21 protein-coding genes are annotated in these 17434 nt (G+C 67.5%); 6 read left to right on the top strand and 15 right to left on the bottom strand.

The window, feature by feature from the left end:
- Window positions 1–96: 96 nt before the first annotated feature.
- The gene (locus RVU70_RS15840; RefSeq protein ID WP_363351368.1) at window positions 97–804 is read left to right on the top strand and encodes a hypothetical protein; all 708 of its coding nucleotides are present in this window, start codon (window positions 97–99) and stop codon (window positions 802–804) included.
- Here the strand turns inward: RVU70_RS15840 and RVU70_RS15835 are convergent.
- Entirely contained in the window at window positions 789–1685 is an 897-nt protein-coding gene (locus RVU70_RS15835) for a metallophosphoesterase (protein WP_363347988.1), read from the bottom strand. The genes RVU70_RS15840 and RVU70_RS15835 overlap by 16 nt on opposite strands.
- Before the next feature lie 82 nt (window positions 1686–1767).
- On the opposite strand from RVU70_RS15835, the gene RVU70_RS15830 reads away from it, so the two are divergent.
- The gene (locus RVU70_RS15830; RefSeq protein ID WP_405044817.1) at window positions 1768–2265 is read left to right on the top strand and encodes an NUDIX domain-containing protein; all 498 of its coding nucleotides are present in this window, start codon (window positions 1768–1770) and stop codon (window positions 2263–2265) included.
- A gap of 26 nt (window positions 2266–2291) precedes the next feature.
- Window positions 2292–2768, top strand: coding sequence for a hypothetical protein (locus tag RVU70_RS15825; protein WP_363347986.1), 477 nt, complete (start codon window positions 2292–2294; stop codon window positions 2766–2768).
- Here the strand turns inward: RVU70_RS15825 and RVU70_RS15820 are convergent.
- On the bottom strand, window positions 2737–3336 hold the full coding sequence (locus RVU70_RS15820; protein WP_363347984.1) for a GNAT family N-acetyltransferase: 600 nt from the start codon (window positions 3334–3336) through the stop codon (window positions 2737–2739). The genes RVU70_RS15825 and RVU70_RS15820 overlap by 32 nt on opposite strands.
- Window positions 3337–3395: 59 nt before the next feature.
- Here RVU70_RS15820 and RVU70_RS15815 point away from each other — a divergent pair, with 59 nt between their 5' ends.
- Window positions 3396–3893 (top strand): N-acetyltransferase, encoded by a 498-nt coding sequence (locus tag RVU70_RS15815; protein WP_363347982.1) that lies wholly within the window; start codon window positions 3396–3398, stop codon window positions 3891–3893.
- Window positions 3894–3895: 2 nt separating this feature from the next.
- The gene (zapE, locus tag RVU70_RS15810; RefSeq protein WP_363347980.1) at window positions 3896–5029 is read left to right on the top strand and encodes a cell division protein ZapE; all 1134 of its coding nucleotides are present in this window, start codon (window positions 3896–3898) and stop codon (window positions 5027–5029) included.
- A 19-nt stretch (window positions 5030–5048) separates the two neighbouring features.
- Here zapE and RVU70_RS15805 read toward each other — a convergent pair whose 3' ends face one another.
- The 4 genes from RVU70_RS15805 to surE form a co-directional block, all read right to left on the bottom strand.
- Window positions 5049–5342, bottom strand: a complete 294-nt coding sequence (locus RVU70_RS15805) for a hypothetical protein (RefSeq protein ID WP_363347978.1) — start codon at window positions 5340–5342, stop codon at window positions 5049–5051.
- 149 nt (window positions 5343–5491) lie between these two features.
- On the bottom strand, window positions 5492–7018 hold the full coding sequence (locus tag RVU70_RS15800) for a LysM peptidoglycan-binding domain-containing M23 family metallopeptidase (protein WP_363347976.1): 1527 nt from the start codon (window positions 7016–7018) through the stop codon (window positions 5492–5494).
- Window positions 7019–7219: 201 nt separating this feature from the next.
- Window positions 7220–7900: an rRNA adenine N-6-methyltransferase family protein gene (locus RVU70_RS15795; RefSeq protein WP_363347974.1), complete on the bottom strand. Its 681-nt coding sequence runs from the start codon at window positions 7898–7900 to the stop codon at window positions 7220–7222.
- Window positions 7897–8670, bottom strand: coding sequence for a 5'/3'-nucleotidase SurE (gene surE / locus RVU70_RS15790; protein WP_363347972.1), 774 nt, complete (start codon window positions 8668–8670; stop codon window positions 7897–7899). Before surE ends, RVU70_RS15795 begins: the two co-directional genes overlap by 4 nt.
- Window positions 8671–8800: 130 nt before the next feature.
- Here surE and RVU70_RS15785 point away from each other — a divergent pair, with 130 nt between their 5' ends.
- Window positions 8801–9088: a hypothetical protein gene (locus RVU70_RS15785; RefSeq protein ID WP_363347970.1), complete on the top strand. Its 288-nt coding sequence runs from the start codon at window positions 8801–8803 to the stop codon at window positions 9086–9088.
- Between the two features lie 57 nt (window positions 9089–9145).
- On the opposite strand, the gene serS is transcribed toward RVU70_RS15785, so the two are convergent.
- From serS to RVU70_RS15740, 9 genes are all read right to left on the bottom strand, one after another.
- Window positions 9146–10486, bottom strand: a complete 1341-nt coding sequence (serS, locus tag RVU70_RS15780; protein WP_363347968.1) for a serine--tRNA ligase — start codon at window positions 10484–10486, stop codon at window positions 9146–9148.
- Window positions 10487–10804: 318 nt separating this feature from the next.
- On the bottom strand, window positions 10805–11593 hold the full coding sequence (gene tatC, locus RVU70_RS15775; RefSeq protein WP_363347966.1) for a twin-arginine translocase subunit TatC: 789 nt from the start codon (window positions 11591–11593) through the stop codon (window positions 10805–10807).
- The gene (locus tag RVU70_RS15770; RefSeq protein ID WP_363347964.1) at window positions 11590–12126 is read right to left on the bottom strand and encodes a preprotein translocase subunit TatA; all 537 of its coding nucleotides are present in this window, start codon (window positions 12124–12126) and stop codon (window positions 11590–11592) included. The genes tatC and RVU70_RS15770 overlap by 4 nt, the downstream gene beginning before the upstream one ends.
- A 96-nt stretch (window positions 12127–12222) precedes the next feature.
- A complete protein-coding gene (locus RVU70_RS15765; RefSeq protein ID WP_363347962.1) occupies window positions 12223–12453 on the bottom strand; it encodes a twin-arginine translocase TatA/TatE family subunit in 231 nt (76 codons plus the stop codon).
- A 144-nt stretch (window positions 12454–12597) separates the two neighbouring features.
- Window positions 12598–13350 carry an SMC-Scp complex subunit ScpB gene (scpB, locus tag RVU70_RS15760; protein WP_363347960.1) on the bottom strand — a complete coding sequence of 251 codons (753 nt, stop codon included), beginning with the start codon at window positions 13348–13350 and terminating at the stop codon, window positions 12598–12600.
- Between the two features lie 15 nt (window positions 13351–13365).
- Window positions 13366–14175 carry a ScpA family protein gene (locus RVU70_RS15755; protein ID WP_363347958.1) on the bottom strand — a complete coding sequence of 270 codons (810 nt, stop codon included), beginning with the start codon at window positions 14173–14175 and terminating at the stop codon, window positions 13366–13368.
- Window positions 14176–14315: 140 nt separating this feature from the next.
- A complete protein-coding gene (locus RVU70_RS15750; protein WP_363347956.1) occupies window positions 14316–14909 on the bottom strand; it encodes a Uma2 family endonuclease in 594 nt (197 codons plus the stop codon).
- A 9-nt stretch (window positions 14910–14918) separates the two neighbouring features.
- Window positions 14919–15923, bottom strand: a complete 1005-nt coding sequence (gene nagZ, locus RVU70_RS15745; protein ID WP_363347954.1) for a beta-N-acetylhexosaminidase — start codon at window positions 15921–15923, stop codon at window positions 14919–14921.
- A gap of 104 nt (window positions 15924–16027) precedes the next feature.
- The gene (locus tag RVU70_RS15740) at window positions 16028–17419 is read right to left on the bottom strand and encodes an SPOR domain-containing protein (protein WP_363347952.1); all 1392 of its coding nucleotides are present in this window, start codon (window positions 17417–17419) and stop codon (window positions 16028–16030) included.
- Window positions 17420–17434 lie beyond the last annotated feature (15 nt).

The raw sequence follows: 17434 nt of genomic DNA, 5'->3' as shown, positions 1-17434 counted from the left end.
TTTGTCCTTGCCGAGCTTCGCATCCGGGACCTGTACCGGTATAGTAACGAAAGCGTTAATTCCGCGCGCCGTCCGAGGGCGAAGCGAGTGAGCGACATGGAAGAGCCTGTGCCCGCCCCGACCGATGGCCCCCGCCCGTCCCTGCTGAGAAAGGCTGCGAGCGAGCGCCTCTCGGTCGCCGCCGCGGCCGAGGAAGTTTCCGGCCGGCACGACCCCGCCAAGGCTGCGCCCGAGCAGCGCATGGCCAACCTCACCGTGGCGCTGCGCCGCGCCCGCATCGAGAACGCCGAACATTCGGCCGCCCTCGCCGATTTGCGCGCGGCCGAAATCGTCAGGCTGGAACTCCTCGCCGACGCCCTCGCGCCAGTCCTCGCGCAAATTCCCCCAGACGTCGACATATTCGACGTCGCCGTCTCGCCGGGCGAAAGACCGCGGCTCTTTCTCGACCAGATCGGTTTCGTCGAGATGGACCGCGACCGGCGCTCCTATCGCTTCCTGCAGGACACGCGGCATGGCCGCATCACGCTGTGCGAAAGCGCCGATATCGACGAGATCGTCGACGCCGCCACCCATTACATCGCCCACCGTCTGATCGAGCGCGAGAAGGCGCTGGCGATCGATTACGCCAGCGGCGGCGCCGCCAAGGTCGTGCGCGAGGCGGCCCCGGAGAAGAAGGCCGTCCCCACCCGCGACAAGGCGTTCGCGGCTTTTCTGTTCGTCATCGAATTTTTGGGCTCGGCGGCTTTTTTCGGGCTGCTGGCGATCATCGGTCTGTGGGCCTACCGGACTTATTTTCCGGCCTGACCCAGTTCCTCGGCGCCTGCTTCGACGACCTCGCCCGCCTCGTTGAGGACGCGGCGACGCAAAGTGACGCGCGCCCCCTCGCCGGCGCCCTCGATGGCGTAGAGGTTATATTCCGCCGCCGGATAATGGCCGCCGGGGCGCGCCGAAGCGGAGGCGACGCCGACGACGGGCGTCTGACCCTGCCGACCATCGATATAGGCGACGCTCGGCTTGTGGTTATGGCCATGCACGACCAGCTCCGCGCCGTGTCGCGCGATGACCGCCTCGAAGGCGGCCGCGTCGTCGAGACCGCGCAGCACGCGCGCGCCGCCGACATGCGGCGGATGGTGCAGGAAAACGACCCGCGCCAGCCCCTCGGCTTTCGTCTGATCGAGCAGCCGGCCGAGCGCCGCAAGCTGAGTCTCGCCGAGCCGGCCGGAAGCCACGAAGGGCGCAGTGGGCACGCCCGAATCGAGGCCGATCAGCGCCACGCCGGCGCGCCGGCGCAGGAAGGGAAAGCCCGCCGCCCCGGTCTCGCTCACGGTCCAGGGCTCGAAGACCTCGTGCACGAGCTTCGTCGCATCGGCCACATAGGCGTCGTGATTGCCTGGCGTGAAGCTCACCGCCTCGGAGCCCCCGAGCGTGGCGAGCCAGTCCTTGGCGAGCGCAATCTCCGCCGGCAGGCCGATATTGACGATGTCGCCCGTCATGAGCACATGATCCGGCCGCTGCGCCTGCATGTCCGAGACGAGCGTCGCCAGCACCCCCATGTCGTGCTGGCCGGCGCGCTTGTAGAGCCAGTTGACATAGCCGGTGACGCGCTTGCCGAGCAATTCGGCGAGATTGGGCCGCGGGATCGGACCGATATGCGCGTCGGAGAGATGGGCGAGGAGAAAGCTCAAGGATCGTCCTTCGTTGGCGAGATAGTCCTAGAGCCTTCCCGCGCCATTTGCCATAGTCGCGATTGTGAGAGAGGAGCCTTCCGTGACGACGACGCTGCAAAAGCCGCGCGCGGCGCATGCCGTTCACAGGAAGATCGTCTCGAAACTCATCACCTTCGGAGGCCTCTTCAACCGCGCCATGACGCTCGGCGTTCGCGGCCTCGTGATCGACGCGGAGGAGCGCGTGCTGCTCGTGCGCCACACGTATGTGCCGGGCTTCTATCTGCCGGGCGGCGGCGTCGAGCGCGGCGAGACGATGCTTCAGGCCCTCGCCCGCGAACTTCAGGAGGAAGGCGGCGTGCATCTTTTGGGCGCGCCGGCGCTTCACGGCGTCTATCTCAACCGCCGCGTCTCGGCCCGCGACCATGTCGCGCTCTATGTCGTGCGCCACTTCCATCACGAGGGTCCGCGCGCCCCGGACCGCGAGATTGCCGAGGCCGCCTTCTTCCCGCTCGCCTCTCTGCCGCCGGACGCGACCCCCGCGACGCGCGCCCGCATTGCCGAGGTTCTGGATGGCGAGCCCGTCTCGCCTTATTGGTGAGCTGTAACTTTTCCGAGGACTTTCCGATGAAGCTCTATCTCGCCGCGCTCGCTTTGACGCTGGCCGGCGGCGCGGCGTTGGCGCAAAGCGACGCCCACCATATGCTCGACGCGATCTTTCAGCTCTTCGACGAGGACCGCGACGGCGTCATCACCACCGCCGAAGCCAATCGCGTCATCGACAGGACCTTCGCCGAGATGGACCCGAAAAAGACCGGCGCCATCAAGCCCGAGGCGTGGATGCGCTTCAGCTTTGGCCTCGCCGATCTCGCCGCGGATCAGGGCCGCTCGGACGCCTATGACAAGGCCAAATACGAAATCTTCAAACGCTGGGACCGCCGCCACGCGGGCGCCTTGACCCTCGAGGACTATCGCGCCGGCGTGCTCGGCGACGCGCGGAAGGGCATGGCCGGCAAGCCCAAGGAAGGCGAGGAGCTGAAAATCGACCTTGCCGCCTTCAAGCGCGCGCCTTTCATGCGCCGGCTTCTGAAGAGCCTCCACTGAAAGCGAGCGGGCGCAAGTCCCTCCAGCCATACGCCATATCCGCCAGAACGAGCCCGTAAATCTCCCACACGCCCTCGACGCCCGTCGGCGTGGCGCCATGCGCCTCGTAAAAGCGCCGCGCATGGGCGGCGTCCCGGAAGACCCAGAGCCCGGCGCTGTTCAAGCCTTGCGCGAGAAGATGCTCCGCCATGGCGCCGAGCAGTCGCCGCCCCGCCCCGCGCCGCTGGACCCTGCGCAACAGATAGAGCGACGTGATCTCCCCCGAGAACCCCAGCGGCAGCAGCTTCTCGGAGCGCTGGCGCCGGCAATAGCCGAAACCCGCGGCGTCGCCGGTTTCATCCAGCGCCAGAAAGGTCGCCGCGGCCGGATCGTCGTCAGAGAGATATCCGCGCCAGCGTTCGGTCCATTCCAACGCGTCGAGCGCGGCGAGAGTCTCGGCCGGCATCATCTGCGCATAGGTCTCGCGCCAGCTCGCGATATGGATTTGCGCAATGGCCCGCGCGTCCTCGACCCCTGCCCGTCTGATCCCGATGGTCATGCGGGAGAGCTTGGCGCCGCGCGCCGGCAAGTTCAATGCGCCAAGGTTTTGCCCTCTGCGCCGCGCGTGTTATGGGCTCGCTCAGGCTCATGATCGACCTTGTCATCAAATTCTTCCCCATGACCGCCGCCGACGAGGCGCAGATCGAGAAACTCGACGAGCGCGCCTTCGGCCCCGGTCGCTACGCCCGCACCGCCTATCGGCTGCGCGAGGGCGTCGCGCCCGATCTGTCCTTGTCCTTCGTGGCGCGCGTCGGCACGCTGCTCGTCGGCGCCAACCGCATGACGGGCGTTCTCATCGGATCGACGCCCGCGATGCTGCTCGGCCCGCTCACGGTCGAACCCGCTTTTCGCTCGCAAGGTGTGGGGGAGAAGCTCGTCAATCATTCGCTGGAGGCCGCCCGCACGGCGGGCCACGGGCTGGTGCTCCTCGTCGGCGATCTGGATTATTATGCGCGGCTCGGCTTCGACCGCGTGCCGCGCGGCAAGATCACCATGCCGGGGCCGGTCGATCCGGATCGAATCCTTTATTGCGAACTGCGGCCCGGCGCCTTCGAGGCCGCGAGCGGCCAGATGCGGCGCGCGTGATCATGACGCGCCCCCTCGTCGAGCGCTACGACGCTCTCGTTATCGAACGCGGCCTCCACCCCGACGCCTCGCAACGCGCCGCGGTGAAGAAGCTGCAGGCGCTCGTCGACGCGCTCGCCAAAGGCCAGGCGCCGAGCGCGCCGCTGCCGCGCGTGCTGCGCGCCTTTTTCTGGCAGGAGGAGCGGCCGCGCGGCCTCTATCTCTGGGGACCGGTCGGTCGCGGCAAGACCATGTTGATGAACCTCTTCTTCGACATGGCGCCTGTAGAGAAGAAGCGCCGCGCGCATTTCCATGGCTTCATGGCCGACGTGCACGAAAGACTGCACCGGATGCGCAGGCAGTCGGCCGCCGGGCTCGCCGATCCGGTGACGCGCGTCGCAACCGAGATCGCCCATGAAACGCAGCTTCTCTGCTTCGACGAATTCGCAGTCACCGACATCGCCGACGCAACCATTCTCGCGCGGCTGTTCACGACGCTCTTTGCTGAAAATGTCGTGGTGGTCGCGACGTCCAATGTCGAACCGTCGCGGCTCTATGACGGCGGCCGCAACCGCGATCTCTTCCTTCCCTTCATCGCGCTGTTGCAGGAGCGCATGGACGTGCTGCGCCTCGCCGCGCCGATCGACTATCGGGGTCGGCAAGATTGCGCGGGCGAGGTTTATTTCACGCCCTCCGACGAGCGCGCCCATGCGGCGATGGACGCGCTGTTTCTCTCGCTCACCGGCGCAAAACGCGGCGCGCCGGCCACGCTGGAACTGAAGCGGCGCGCCGTCTTCGTCCCGCAGACAGCGGGCCGCGTGGCGCGTCTGGGCTTCGACGATCTTTGCGGCCGTCCGCTCGCCGCCTCGGATTATCTCGCGCTGGCGCAACGCTTTGACGCCATCATGCTGGATGACGTGCCGATCCTCGCGCCCGAGCAGCGCAACGAGGCGCGTCGGCTGATCATGCTCATCGACGTGCTCTACGAGGCGCATGCGCTGCTCGCCATTTCGGCGGCGGCGGAGCCCGAATGCCTCTACGAGGCGCCCGAGGGCCCGGAGGCGCGGGAATTCCAGCGCGCGGCGTCGCGGCTCGCTGAAATGCGCTCCCGCTATTACCTCGAACGCTGCGCCGTAGGCAAAGCGCTGGCGACGTAGCGCCCTCTCCTCGAGCGGCTTACGGCTTCGACATGCACTCCTTGATGTCGCTTTCCTTTTTCATCTGCTCGAAGCGGTCTGTGCAATAGCGCTCGAGGTCCGGCCTGAGCTTGGGATCTCCTGCTGCGGCGCGCATGCCCATGGCGCCGTCGAGCAATTCCTTCTGCGCGGCGTGGACCTGTTTGGGCGAAAGCAGCGACGAGCAGGCCTCGTAGCGCTTCAGCAGCGCGTCGCATTGCGGAATGCCGGTCGGGTCGACGGCGAAGGCGGGCGTGGCGGCAAGGACGAAAAGGCAGGCGAGACGGTATTTCACGGGCGTTTTGTCCCTTGTTGGTTCTTAAGGCTTCGCCGCCTCCTATAGCGCATCCGCGGATAAAATAAGAGGCGGCGGGCCTTTCCTGGGACCCGCCGCCCTGCTCCGAACGTCAGTGTCTCGCGAACGCCGGAGATTCCTTCTCCGGCTCAGAGCCCGGCGAGATAGCTCGTCGGATCGACCGGGGTCGCGCCCTTGCGCAGTTCGAAGTGCAATTGCGGGGAGCCGACATTGCCGCTCTGCCCGGACTTCGCAATCGTCTGGCCGCGCTTCACCGTATCGCCGCGCTTCACCTCCAGCTCGCCATTGTGGGCGTAGGCGGTGACATAGCCGTTGGGGTGACGGATCAGCACCAGATTGCCATAACCCTTGAGCTCGCTGCCAGCGTAGGCGACCTGCCCACCCTCGGCGGCCTTGACCGGCGTGCCTTCGGGCACGGCGATGTTGATGCCGTCGTTGCCGCCGGTCGAGAAGCCCTGAATGATGCGGCCGCGCGCCGGCCAGCGGAATTCGGGGCGGTCGGGATCGGACGTCGAGACCTTGGTCGCCTCTTCGGCCGCCGGCGGGACAGAGGCGGTGGTCGTCGTCTTGTCGATGGAGCGCGCCGCGGGAGCGGCCTCGGCCGGCTTCTCGGCGGCGGCGACCTTTGCCGGCTTCTCGGCCGCGGCGACCTTGGCCTGCTTCTCTGTGGCCGCGACCTTGGCCTGTTTCTCGGCCTGCGCCGCGGCGGCGGCTTCCTCGGCCTTCGCCTGGCGCTCGGCTTTGGCGGCCTTGGCGGCCTCGGCCTCGGCGAGCTTGGCTTCCTTCGCAGCCTTCGCGGCTTCAGCCTTCGCCACGGCGTCAGCCTTCGACTTCGCGGCCTCGACCTTCGCCAGCTTGGCCTTTTCGGCGGCGAGCTTCGCCTCGGCGGCCTTGGCCTCGGCGGCCTTCTTGGCCTCCGCCTGCCTGGCTTCCGCAAGCTTCTTCGCTTCGGCGGCCTTGTCGGCGGCGGCCTTGTCGGCCTCGGCCTTCTTGGCGCGCTTGGTCTCCTGCTCCTTGGCGAGCGCCTCGGCCTTCTTCGCCTTGAGCTCTTCCTCACGGGCGAGCTTCGCCTCGCGCTCGGCCTTAGCCTTCGCGGCCGCTTCCACCTTGGGATCGGGTTTCACGACGGGTTTCGCGGCGGCGACGGCTTTGGCCTCGGCGGCCCTGGCTGGCGCTACCGGCGCGGGGGCCGCCGACGCGACGGCGCCCGCGCGATAAACCGGGATGATGAGGCGGGCGCCCGGCTGCACCTGGGCGGCGTTGCTGTAGCCATTCGCGCGCAGCAGAGCGTCGGTGGGCACGCCGTAACGGGTCGCGAGCATGGCGGCCGTCTCGCCCGCGGCGACGGTGACGGGCGTGCCGCCGTCGGCGGTCCAATGCGAAGCCCCGGCGCCGCCGGTCGCTGCGGCCGGAGCGGAAGCGACGGGCGCGGGCGTGCGGGGCGCGGCCTGAGCGACGGGGGCCGGCGCCATCGCGCCCGGCAGCGGGCGGGATTCGACGCGGCCTGGCAGATTGGAAGGCTCCGGCGTCGCCGTGGCGGCGATAGAGCCGGTCGGCGCACGATCGACGCCGCGGGCGATCTTTGGCGCTGAGCCCGAGGAGAACGGATCGGAGAATGGATCGGAAAAGCGCGAGGCGTCGGAACAACCCGCCATCAGAGCGGCCGCTCCCGCAGCCATCATGAGCCGCACTGCGACTCGCGAAAAAGCAATATGACGCTCGATAAGCATGACGCGGCCCACTCGCACGCAACTTCAACACGCATGTTGTAGGCGATGGCCGGTTAAGGGAGCGTTTAAGATGAATCGTCCGCTTCGCGTTTTCGCGGCGCTGGCGGCAATTGAGCAACCATGCGTTTACAATGATTTCGCAAGGCCAAACGCTGCAACGCCAAGGCTGTGCGGCCCTAAATCGGTTTCGTGCAAGGCGCCGCGTTCATTGTAATCTAGCTTAATCAACCGTTGACGCGGACGCTTCTCGCCTGCCTTTTTCTCGCTCAAAACGTAAACGAGCGTCCCGTCGGGCGCGAGGCGGCTGAGAAGTTCTTTGGGCGGCGCGGCAAGCGCGGCCTGCAGAAGGATGCGGTCGAAGACGCCGAGCTCGGGATCTGGCGAAAGCCCATCGGCCTGGATCACCCGCACATTGTCGACGCCGAGCCCCTCGAGGCGTCGCGCCGCTTCGATGGCGAGCGTCGCGAAACGTTCGAGCGATACGACCTCCTTCGCCAGCTGGCCGAGAATCGCCGTCCCGTAGCCGGAGCCCGTCCCGATTTCCAACACGCGATGGCCCCGCCCCACGCGTAGCGCCTCGATGCGCCGGGCGATTCCCGCGGGGCGCGACATGGTCTGCCCGCAGCCCAGCGGCAGAGAGATGTTGCGATTGGCGAGATCGCGATAGCGGTACGGCACGAACTCTTCGCGCGCCACAGCCTCGATCGCGCGCATGACCGAAATGTCCCGCACGCCGGCCCGGCGCACCGCGAGGAGCAGCGCGGCGCGCTCCTCGACGCCGCCGCCGGCCGCCTCGTGATCGCTCACGACTCGGCCTCGAAAGCGGCGGCGAGCCGAGTCACCGAGGGATGGTCGGTAAGATCGAGCTGCAAGGGCGTGATCGAGATCTTGTGTTCGTCGACCGCCAGCAGATCCGTCCCCGGCCCGGGCGTGAAATTGCCGCGCTGGAAGGAAATCCAGTGATAGGGATTGCCGCGACCGTCTTTCCGGTCCTCGATTCTCATCAAATCGTTGCTGCGCCGGCCCTGCATGGTGACGGCGACGCCTTTGACCTCCTGCGGCGCGCAATTGGGGAAGTTGACGTTCATCAGCACGTTGCGCGGAATGCCAACGTCGAGAAGCTTTCGCACGACGGCGACGCCATGCGCCTCGGCGCATTCCCAGCGCACCACGCGGCGGCCGGCGAAGAAGTCGTAGACCTGCGACAGCGCGATGGCCGGAATGCCGAGGATCGTCGCCTCCATCGCGCCGGCGATGGTGCCCGAATAAGTGACGTCCTCGGCGATGTTCTGGCCGCTGTTGACCCCGGAAATGACGAGGTCCGGCGGATGGTCGAGCATGATCTTGCGCACGCCCATGATGACGCAATCCGTCGGCGTCCCTTTCAAGGCGAAATGACGCGGGGAGATTTCTCGCAGCCGCAGGGGATCGTTGAGCGAGAGCGAGTGCGCCACGCCCGACTGCTCGAACTCTGGCGCGATGACGAAGATGTCGTCCGTGAGCTGGCGCGCAATCCGCTCCGCGACGGCGAGGCCCTCGGCGTGGATGCCGTCGTCATTGGTGAGGAGAATGCGCATCAGGCTGACACCTCCGGCAGAGCGCCGCGGAGCGACATTGGGAGGCGGTCTTTCTGCACCGATTCGGCGACAGACCCCCAACGGCGCCCTACATCGGTTGGGGCGCTGGGCGATGCGGAGGGAGCTTGGAATGCCTTCAAACCTTACGCCTCTGTTCGTTGCTGCGGCGCTCGCCGCTTCGATCGGCGCCGCCGGCGCCTATCCCGCCACCGTCTCGGCCGCGATGCCCATGCATGCGCTTCCGTCGAGCGGCAGCCCGGTCGTCGCCGTCATCCCCGCTTCCGCGCCCATCGACGCCAACTCCTGCCGCTCCTGGTGCCGGGTCTCATATGGCGGCCTGGTGGGCTATGTCCAAGCGCCCTTCGTGGTCGCAGGGACGCCCGCGCCGGGTCATTACGGGTCCAGCCTGCCCTATTGACGCCTTGCGGCGACGGCGCACGTCAGGGCCGCGCCGACGCCGGCCCTGAACGGCCGCTCACCGCGCTGTTGGCGCAATGTGGGTGAGGCCGCTCATATACGGCCGCAACACGAGCGGCACCGTCACCGAGCCGTCCGCCTCCTGGTAATTTTCCAGGACGGCGACCAGGGCGCGGCCGACGGCGACGCCGGAGCCGTTGAGCGTATGCACATGGCGCGGCTTGCCGTCGGCGTCGCGATAACGCGCGCCCATGCGCCGCGCCTGGAAATCGCCGCAGACCGAGCAGGATGAAATTTCGCGATATTTGCCCTGCCCCGGCAGCCACACTTCGAGATCATAGGTTTTCTGCGAGGCGAAGCCCATGTCGCCGGTGCAGAGCGCGACCTTGCGGTAGGGCAGCTCCAGCGCCTGCAAGACCTTCTCGGCGCAGCCGGTCATGCGCTCGTGCTCCTCGAGCGACTGCTCGGGCGTCGTGATCGAGACGAGCTCCACCTTGTAGAACTGATGCTGGCGGATCATGCCGCGCGTATCCTTGCCAGCGGCGCCCGCTTCGGCGCGGAAGCAATAAGTGCCGGCGGTCATGCGCATCGGCAGCTGCGCCTCGTCGAGAATCGACTCGCGCACGAGATTGGTGAGCGGCACTTCGGCCGTGGGGATGAGCCAATAATCGGCTGTCGGCACGAGCGCTTCGCTCGCGTCGGGCTGGCCCGTCGCCACCTGGCGGCCAGCCGTCACCGAGAACTGGTCCTCGCGAAACTTGGGCAGTTGCGCCGTGCCGAACATCGCGTCGTCGCGCACGAGCAACGGCGGCGCGACCTCGACATAGCCGTGATCGGTCGTATGCAGATCGAGCATGAATTGCGCCAACGCGCGCTCGAGCCGCGCGAGCGGCCCCTTGTTGACGACGAAGCGCGCGCCCGAAAGCTTGGCGGCCGTTTCGAAGTCCATCAGTCCGAGCCCTTCGCCGATCTCGAAATGCTCTTTCGGCGTGAAGTCGAAGGCGCGCGGCGTGCCCCAGCGCGTCACTTCGACATTGTCGTTTTCGTCCTTGCCGTCGGGAACGCTGTCGAGCGGCGTATTGGGGATGCTGGCGAGCGCCGCGTCGAGCTCGGCGATGGCGTAGCGCTCCGACTCTTCAAGCTGGGGCCACGTCTCCTTGATTTGCGCGACCTCAGCCTTCAGCGCTTCGGCTTTGGCGCTGTCGCCCGCCTTCATCGCGGCGCCGATCTCCTTGGAGGCGGCGTTGCGGCGCTCCTGCGCCTTCTGCAATTCGGCGATCGCCGCGCGGCGGGCGTCGTCGAAGGCGAAGAGCTGCGCCGAAATCGGCTCCAGCCCGCGCCGCGCGCGGCCGCGGTCGAAGGTCTCGGCGTTGTCGCGAATCCATTTGATGTCGTACATGTCGGGCCACCGGCGCTCGAAGTCGAAAGGTCAATGCGTCATGCCGGCCTTGCGCCGGGCATCCACGCTGCGCCGCGAAGGCGGCATTCCGAGAGAGCGCCGCAGCATCTCGACGTGGGTGGCCGGGACAAGCCCGGCCATGACGGCGGGGCGTTCGGGCGCCTTTGTCTCGCAGCCGCGAAGGGGGGTCAAGCGGGCGCGTTGTCGCCGCGGCTGATGGTGAAGCGCCCGTGCCGGGCGTCCACGCCACGACGCGGACAAGATTGCCGCCGCGTCTCGGCGTAGGCGGCCGGGACAAGCCCGGCCAGGACGCCGGGGCTACTCCTGCGTCGCCGCGGCCGCCGCCGCCCGCTTCTTCTCGACCAGCCGCACCGAATAGATCGACGCCTCGTAGAGCAGCATGCCCGGCAGCGCGAGCGCAAGCTGGGAAAAGACATCGGGCGGCGTCAGAATTGCCGCGACGACGAAGACAATGACGATCGCATAGCGCCGTTTTTCGGCGAGAAACTGCGACGAAACGATTCCGACGTGACCGAGCAGCGTGAGAATCACCGGCATCTGGAAGACGACGCCGAAAGCCAGCACCAGCGTCATGATCAGCGACAGATATTCGGAGACGCGGGGCAAGAGTTCGATCTGCGCCCGCCCCGGCTCATTGGCCTGCTGCATGCCAATAAAGAAGCGCAGCAGATTGGGCATCACGAGGAAATAGACGACCAGCGCGCCGATCGCGAAGAAGACCGGCGTCGCGAAGAGATAGGGCCGGAAGGCTGCGCGCTCGTGGCGATACAGGCCCGGCGCGACGAAAGCGTAAAGCTGCGAGAAAACGATCGGACAGGAGAGGAAAGCCGCGGCGAACAGCGCGACCTTGATCTGCGTGAAGAAATATTCCTGCGGCGCCGTATAGATCAGCCGCGCCTCCGGCCCCGCCACCTGCGTATAGGGAATGACGAGGATATTGTAGATGTCCTTGGCGAAGAAGAAGGAGAGAATGAACATCGCCAGGAAAGCGAGCAGCGCCTTGATCAGGCGCTCGCGCAATTCCATCAGATGTTCGATGAGCGGCGCCTTGCTGGCCTCGATCTCCGCCTCGTCGGCCTCGTTCATGGCGCGGCCTTCTTTTCGGATTCGCCCCCAACCTCTATGCCCGCGCCACTGGCGCCCTCATGAGCGACCGCAGGTCGCGTCTCGAAGGATGCGGCCGGAGGGGCGTCGCCTTGCGCTTCCTTCGAGACGCCGCTGCGCGGCTCCTCAGGATGAGGCTTCGAGACGCCGCTGCGCGGCTCCTCAGGATGAGGCTTCGAGACGCCGCTGTGCGGCTCCTCAGGATGAGGCTTCCCGCCCTCCTCGACCGCCTGCGTGATCTGCTTGCGCGCCTCGGTCAACGGATCGAAGGCGCCTTCGAGCTTCACGCTGCTCATGATGTTGCGGTTGGTCTCCTCGAATTCCTTCTTGAGATCGGCAATTTCGGCCTCGCGCAGGGCGTCCATCAGCTGGCCCTGAAATTCAGCCGCCATGCGGCGCATGCGTCCCGTCGCCTGTCCGAGGGTGCGCAACACGCGCGGCAGATCCTTGGAGGGAATCGCGATGAGCGCGACAATGCCGATGACGATGAGTTTGCCGGCGTCGAAGTCGAACATTTCTCAATCCGGGACTGGGCGTGGCGCCGAGCCCATTCCTCCGTCTCCGGAGAGGGCCCGGGTGAGGGGAAGGCCGCTCGCGCTTCCGCCGCCCTCTTAGACCTTGTTGCCGTCCGGCGACTTGTCGGCCTCGATGGCGCGGCGCTCGACTGTCGTGTCAACTGGCTTCGCGGCCTCGGCCGTGTCGTCCTCGGCCATGCCCTTCTTGAAAGCCTTGATGCCCTTGGCGACGTCGCCCATCACGTCCGAGATTTTGAACTTCCCGCCGAACAGGATGAACACTACGCCGCCGACGATGATCCAATGCCAGATCGACAGACCGCCCATGGCGGGAACCTCCGAATGCGTGAAGGGCCGCGCGGCCCGAAGCTGACGGGGAACCTATGCGGCCCGCCACCCAAAAACAAGGCGAGACGACGCCGGCGGCGGGTTTTTCGGCCGATCCGCTCGCGCCCGCCTCGTGGGCGGCGTTTAGCCGTCGTCGTTGAGCGGTTCGGGGACCTCAGGGGCCTCCGGCTCCTCCGGGAAGTCCATTTCGAGGAGCTCAGGGGCCGCATCCTCCAGCGGCTCTTCGTCGTCGCGCAGCGCCGTGTCGTCCGAAGGCTGCGGGACGCCGAAGCCTTTTGGCAGGCGGCCGTCGAAGAGGCCCGCCGACTTGAGCTCGTCGAGGCCCGGCAGATCGCCGATCTGCTCCAGCCCGAAATGCATCAGGAACGCGTCGGTCGTGCCATAGGTGATCGGCCGGCCGGGCGCCTTGCGGCGGCCGCGCAAGCGGATCCAGCCGGTCTCCAGCAGCGTGTCGAGCGTGCCCTTGGAGATGGCGACGCCACGGATTTCCTCGATTTCGGCGCGGGTCGTCGGCTGGTGATAGGCGATGATGGCCAGCGTCTCCAGCGCGGCGCGGGAGAGTTTCTTTTCCTCCACCTGCTCGCGGGCCAGAATCCAGTTGAGGTCGGACGCCGTGCGAAAAAACCATTTCTTGCCGACGCGAGAGAGGTTGACGCCGCGGCCGGCGTAATGGGCGCGCAGGCGCTCGAGCGTCTGCTCGAGGCTGACGCCCTCGGCGATGCGGCGGGCCATCTCCGATTCGTCCAGCGGCTCGGCCGCAGCGAACAGCATCGCCTCGACGATTCGCTCAGCCTCGCGCAGCGCAACCTCGTTGCGCGCCAGCGCCTCGTCGCTGTTGACGTCGAAGAGTTCAACTTTTTCCGCGGGCTGCGCCAATGCGCGTCCTCCTGGTTAGAGCGCGGGGCCCGCCGCCGGCTCCGCCTGCGGCGCACGGCGGCGCACCCACAGCGGCGCGAAGGGCCGGTCCTGGCGAATGTCGAAATACCCTTCCCGCACCATCTCGAGCGAGGCCGAGAAGGAAGAGGCTCGAACCGTCCGCGCCGTCTGCATGTCAACGCAATATTGCAGCAGAAAATCGTCGAGAACGGTCCATTCGGCGGCGACGCCGGCGAGACGCTCCAGCGCCTCGCGCGCTTCGGCCAGCGACCAGACGGCGCGCTGTTTGAGCACGACACGCGACACGGCCGTCTTCTGCCGCTGCCGCGCATAGGCCGAGAGAAGATCGAAGAGGCTCGCCTGATAATTGGCTTGCGAGACGGTCTCCAGCCCCTCCGGCCCGCCCCGCAGGAACATGTCGCGGCCGAGTTGGGCGCGCTGGGTGAGCTTGTCCGCGGCGAGGCGAATGAGCTCCAGCCGGCGCAGCCGCTCGGCCAGCGCCGCCGCGAGATCGGCGGCCGAGGGCTCGTCGCCGGTCTTGGGCTGTTCGGGCAGCAGCAGCCGCGATTTGAGAAAGGCGAGCCAGGCCGCCATGACGAGATAATCAGCGGCAAGCTCCAGCCGCACGCGGCGCGCGGCCTCGATGAAGGCGAGATATTGCTCGGCCAGCGCCAGAATGGAGATACGGGCAAGATCGACCTTCTGGCGCCGCGCCAGCTCCAGAAGCAAATCGAGCGGCCCCTCGAATCCGTCGACGTCGACGAGAAAAGCCTCGCTTTCCGCGCGCGGTTCGTCGGACAGATCGAAGGAGAGTTCCTGGGCCATTGATTCTCCGGCGACTTGGGCAGTTTACCATTTATTCGCCCTGTCGGATCGGAGATTGTGCGGTTTGCAGCGGGCCCGCAAGCGCCGCGTGGCCATTGGACGCTTCATCCACAAGATAGAGGGGTGGAAAACCGCGTCTGCTACTCTCCGTAGAGGTCGCTGAGCGAAATCTCCAGGCCCGGCGGATCGAGAACAATCAAGCCGTCGCGGATGATCTTCGTCAGGATTGTCGTCCCCTGCCCGCGTGCGTGATGGAAGACGAGCCGCGAATCCGGCGAAACGATGAGATAATGGGCCACGCTCGGCAGCTTGAAATAGGCGGCAAGCTTGCGCAGCGCGTCATTCTTTCCGGTCGAGGGCGACAGCACTTCGACGACAACGACGGGGCTCTCGACGAAGATCGCGTCCGAAGGCAGCTCCGCCCCGCAATAGACCTGGGCGTCGGGTTCGAAAACCGTATCGGCCTCGATGCGCACAGCCATGCCGTCGGGAAGCGCGTAGCAAGGCAAGCTCTTGGCTCGAATCGCGTTGTGCAGGGCGAGATAGACCCGGCCCTTGATCTTCGCGTGAGCGGCCCGTTCGGACGCCTGGGCGAGAACCTCGCCGCCCACAAGCTCATAGCGTCCGGCCTGCGTCTGTGACCAGGCGAGAAATTCTTCGACGCTCATGCGCGTGTTCGGAAGGGCGGCGGCGGACATGCAGGAAGGATAGCGCGGCGAGATGAGGCGCGCCATCGCCTCGCGTTACGCCACCACGCCCATCGCCGCCCCGAATTCGGCGAGGCCCGCCGCCACATCGAACGGCTCAACCGCCCGCACGCAGTCGAGCGCCTTCTCGGCCCGCGCCAGCGACTTGCCGGCGAGAAGCGGCGCGCCCTCGGCGACCGGGGTCGCCTCGGCGAGATCGCCGTTGCAATGGAGAACGATGTCGCAACCCGCCGCGATGGCCCGCTCGGCGCGTTCGCGGAAAGAGCCGGTCAACGCCTTCATGGAGAGATCGTCTGTCATCAGCAGGCCGTCGAAGCCGATCAGGCCGCGGATGACGTCGTTGACGACAGTCTTCGACTGCGTCCCCGGCGCCGTCGGGTCGATCGCCGTGTAGACCACATGGGCGCTCATCGCCATGGGCAGATCGGCGTTGGCGGCAAAGGGCGGGAAGTCCACGGCTTCCAGCTCAGCGCGGCTCGCCTCCACCACGGGAAGCTCGAGATGGCTGTCGGCTCTGGCGCGGCCATGGCCGGGGATGTGTTTCATGACCGGCGCCACGCCGCCCGCCATCAGGCCCTCCGCCGCCGCTCGGCCGAGTTTCGCCGCGCGCGCCGGGTCGGCGCTATAGGCGCGGTCGCTGATGACGGCGTGCGAGCCCTCGGCCGGCACGTCGAGCACCGGCAGGCAATCCACATCGATCCCGACCTCGCGCAGGTCATGGGCCATCAGCCGCGCCCCGAGCCAGGCGAGGCGTTCGGCCACGGCGGCGGTCGCGCCGGCGGCCTCGAAGCGCGCGGCGCTCGGATAGGCGCGCCAGTTGGGCGCCGTGAGGCGCTGCACGCGCCCGCCTTCCTGATCGACCAGCACGGGCGCGCATCGGCCGAGCGCGCCGCGCGCCTCATCGGTCAGCCGCGCGACCTGCTCCCGGCTTTCGACGTTACGACGGAACAGGATCACGCCCCAGGGCGACGCCTCGCGCAGGAAGGCGCGCTCGTCGGCGTCGAGGGTGAGGCCCTTCAGGCCGCAGATGAAGGCGCGCATGGGCGTATCCGGCGTTGATCGTCATGGTGAGCCTTGCGACGCCCTCCAAAGGGGCCTTGCCGCCCCGGAGCGCGTCGCTGCTCTCGTCGCAATGGCGGGTGGCTTCAGTTCCCCGCAACGAAACAATTGCCGCCGCTGGCTTTCACCTTGTTGCAGACGGCGTTGGCGTTGTCCTTGCTCAGCCCGGCCGCACGGACGCGATAGACCATCTTGTCCCCGACCTTGGCGGGCTTGAAGGTGGCGCGCACGCCATATTTCTGGGAGACGCTCTTGAGGAGCGTGCGCGCCTCTTCCTCGCTGCCGGCGGCGCCGAACTGGACGGCGTAGGTCCCGCTCGAGGAAGCGCTCGGCGCAGCGGCGCCGCCGTCCTCCTCGCCGGCTGCCGGCGGCGGCTCGACGGCCGCGACCTTCGGCGCCGGCTTGGGCTTCGGCGCCTGCGCTGTCGTGGCGGGCTTGGTTTGCGGCTTGGGCGTGGCGCCCTTGGGGGCGGCGTCGACAGGCGGCGCCTCGACGTTTTCGACGGCGGCCGGCGGCAGGGGAACGTCGTCCGCGCGGCTGCCGTCGGGGCGCACCGTCACGGTCTTGACCTTGCGCGGCTGGGCGCCGAGCGGCGGCTCATGCGGCGCGTCCACCGGCCCGTCGCCGAGCGTGACGACCTTGGGCTGAACCGATGGGTCGACCGCCTGCTCCTGGCGAGTCACGACCTGTTTGACCGGGGTCGGCTCCTTTCGGTCGAGCACCGCGGCGCCCTGCTTACTGGGCGCGTCCTCGTCCGTCTCCGCAGCGGGCTTCACCTTGACCGGGCCTTCCGGCGCGGTAATGACAGCGATCTCCTTCGAGCCGCCGACGCCGTTACGGTGCAGGAAGCCCCAGGCGATGCTGATGACCGCGACGACGCCAATGGCGGCGGCGGCGTGCCAGGGCTTCAAGAAACGGCGAATGCCGCCGGGCGTTTGCTCGGAGTCGTCATCACCATAATCGAGATATTCGGAGTCATCCGCCCAGCCGCCCTCGGCGCCGCCGTGGTAGCCGTGGCCGTAATCCTCCTGGCCGTAGCCCGGCTCGGCGTAGCCGTGCTCCTGATGGGCCGGCTCCTGGTGCGGCGCATAATGCGCCTGCGCGCGACGCTCGTCCTCATAGTAGCGTCCCTCCGGCGCGACCTGCGGCGCGGCGTCATAGGACCCGCGCAAGGGCGCCTCCCATTGCGGCGGCGGCGCCGAAGGCTGGGGCGGCGGCGGAGCCGCGGGGCGCAGCGGCGGCGGCGGCGGGGCGACAGGCCGGACGGGAGGCGGCGGCGGCGTCGGCCGGGCCGCGGCGCGCGGATCGGGGAGAATCTTTCCCAGCGGGTCGGCCGCGTTCTCGCCCTGCATCAACCGGGCAAGTTCGCTCAACGGATCGGATGATTTCGGCGCCGGCGGCTTGGTTTCGCGGCTGCGCATGCGCCGCTCGAACTCGCTCAGGTCGATGGCGGGACCTCTGACGGACGATTCACGCATAAAACACCTCGATCG

The organism is Methylocystis echinoides (assembly GCF_040687965.1).
Classification (GTDB): domain Bacteria; phylum Pseudomonadota; class Alphaproteobacteria; order Rhizobiales; family Beijerinckiaceae; genus Methylocystis; species Methylocystis echinoides_A.
This window is presented reverse-complemented; position numbering and strand designations above follow the sequence as displayed.

Excerpts from the sequence above, each read along its gene's own strand:
- RVU70_RS15840 (WP_363351368.1), top strand. The coding sequence starts at position 97 with ATGGAAGAGCCTGTGCCCGCCCCGACCGATGGCCCCCGCCCGTCCCTG.
- RVU70_RS15825 (WP_363347986.1), top strand. The coding sequence starts at position 2,292 with ATGAAGCTCTATCTCGCCGCGCTCGCTTTGACGCTGGCCGGCGGCGCG.
- RVU70_RS15815 (WP_363347982.1), top strand. The coding sequence starts at position 3,396 with ATGATCGACCTTGTCATCAAATTCTTCCCCATGACCGCCGCCGACGAG.
- zapE (WP_363347980.1), top strand. The coding sequence starts at position 3,896 with ATGACGCGCCCCCTCGTCGAGCGCTACGACGCTCTCGTTATCGAACGC.
- RVU70_RS15800 (WP_363347976.1), bottom strand. The coding sequence starts at position 7,018 with ATGGCGGGTTGTTCCGACGCCTCGCGCTTTTCCGATCCATTCTCCGAT.
- surE (WP_363347972.1), bottom strand. The coding sequence starts at position 8,670 with ATGCGCATTCTCCTCACCAATGACGACGGCATCCACGCCGAGGGCCTC.
- RVU70_RS15785 (WP_363347970.1), top strand. The coding sequence starts at position 8,801 with ATGCCTTCAAACCTTACGCCTCTGTTCGTTGCTGCGGCGCTCGCCGCT.
- serS (WP_363347968.1), bottom strand. The coding sequence starts at position 10,486 with ATGTACGACATCAAATGGATTCGCGACAACGCCGAGACCTTCGACCGC.
- tatC (WP_363347966.1), bottom strand. The coding sequence starts at position 11,593 with ATGAACGAGGCCGACGAGGCGGAGATCGAGGCCAGCAAGGCGCCGCTC.
- RVU70_RS15770 (WP_363347964.1), bottom strand. The coding sequence starts at position 12,126 with ATGTTCGACTTCGACGCCGGCAAACTCATCGTCATCGGCATTGTCGCG.
- RVU70_RS15765 (WP_363347962.1), bottom strand. The coding sequence starts at position 12,453 with ATGGGCGGTCTGTCGATCTGGCATTGGATCATCGTCGGCGGCGTAGTG.
- RVU70_RS15755 (WP_363347958.1), bottom strand. The coding sequence starts at position 14,175 with ATGGCCCAGGAACTCTCCTTCGATCTGTCCGACGAACCGCGCGCGGAA.
- RVU70_RS15750 (WP_363347956.1), bottom strand. The coding sequence starts at position 14,909 with ATGGCGCGCCTCATCTCGCCGCGCTATCCTTCCTGCATGTCCGCCGCC.
- nagZ (WP_363347954.1), bottom strand. The coding sequence starts at position 15,923 with ATGCGCGCCTTCATCTGCGGCCTGAAGGGCCTCACCCTCGACGCCGAC.
- RVU70_RS15740 (WP_363347952.1), bottom strand. The coding sequence starts at position 17,419 with ATGCGTGAATCGTCCGTCAGAGGTCCCGCCATCGACCTGAGCGAGTTC.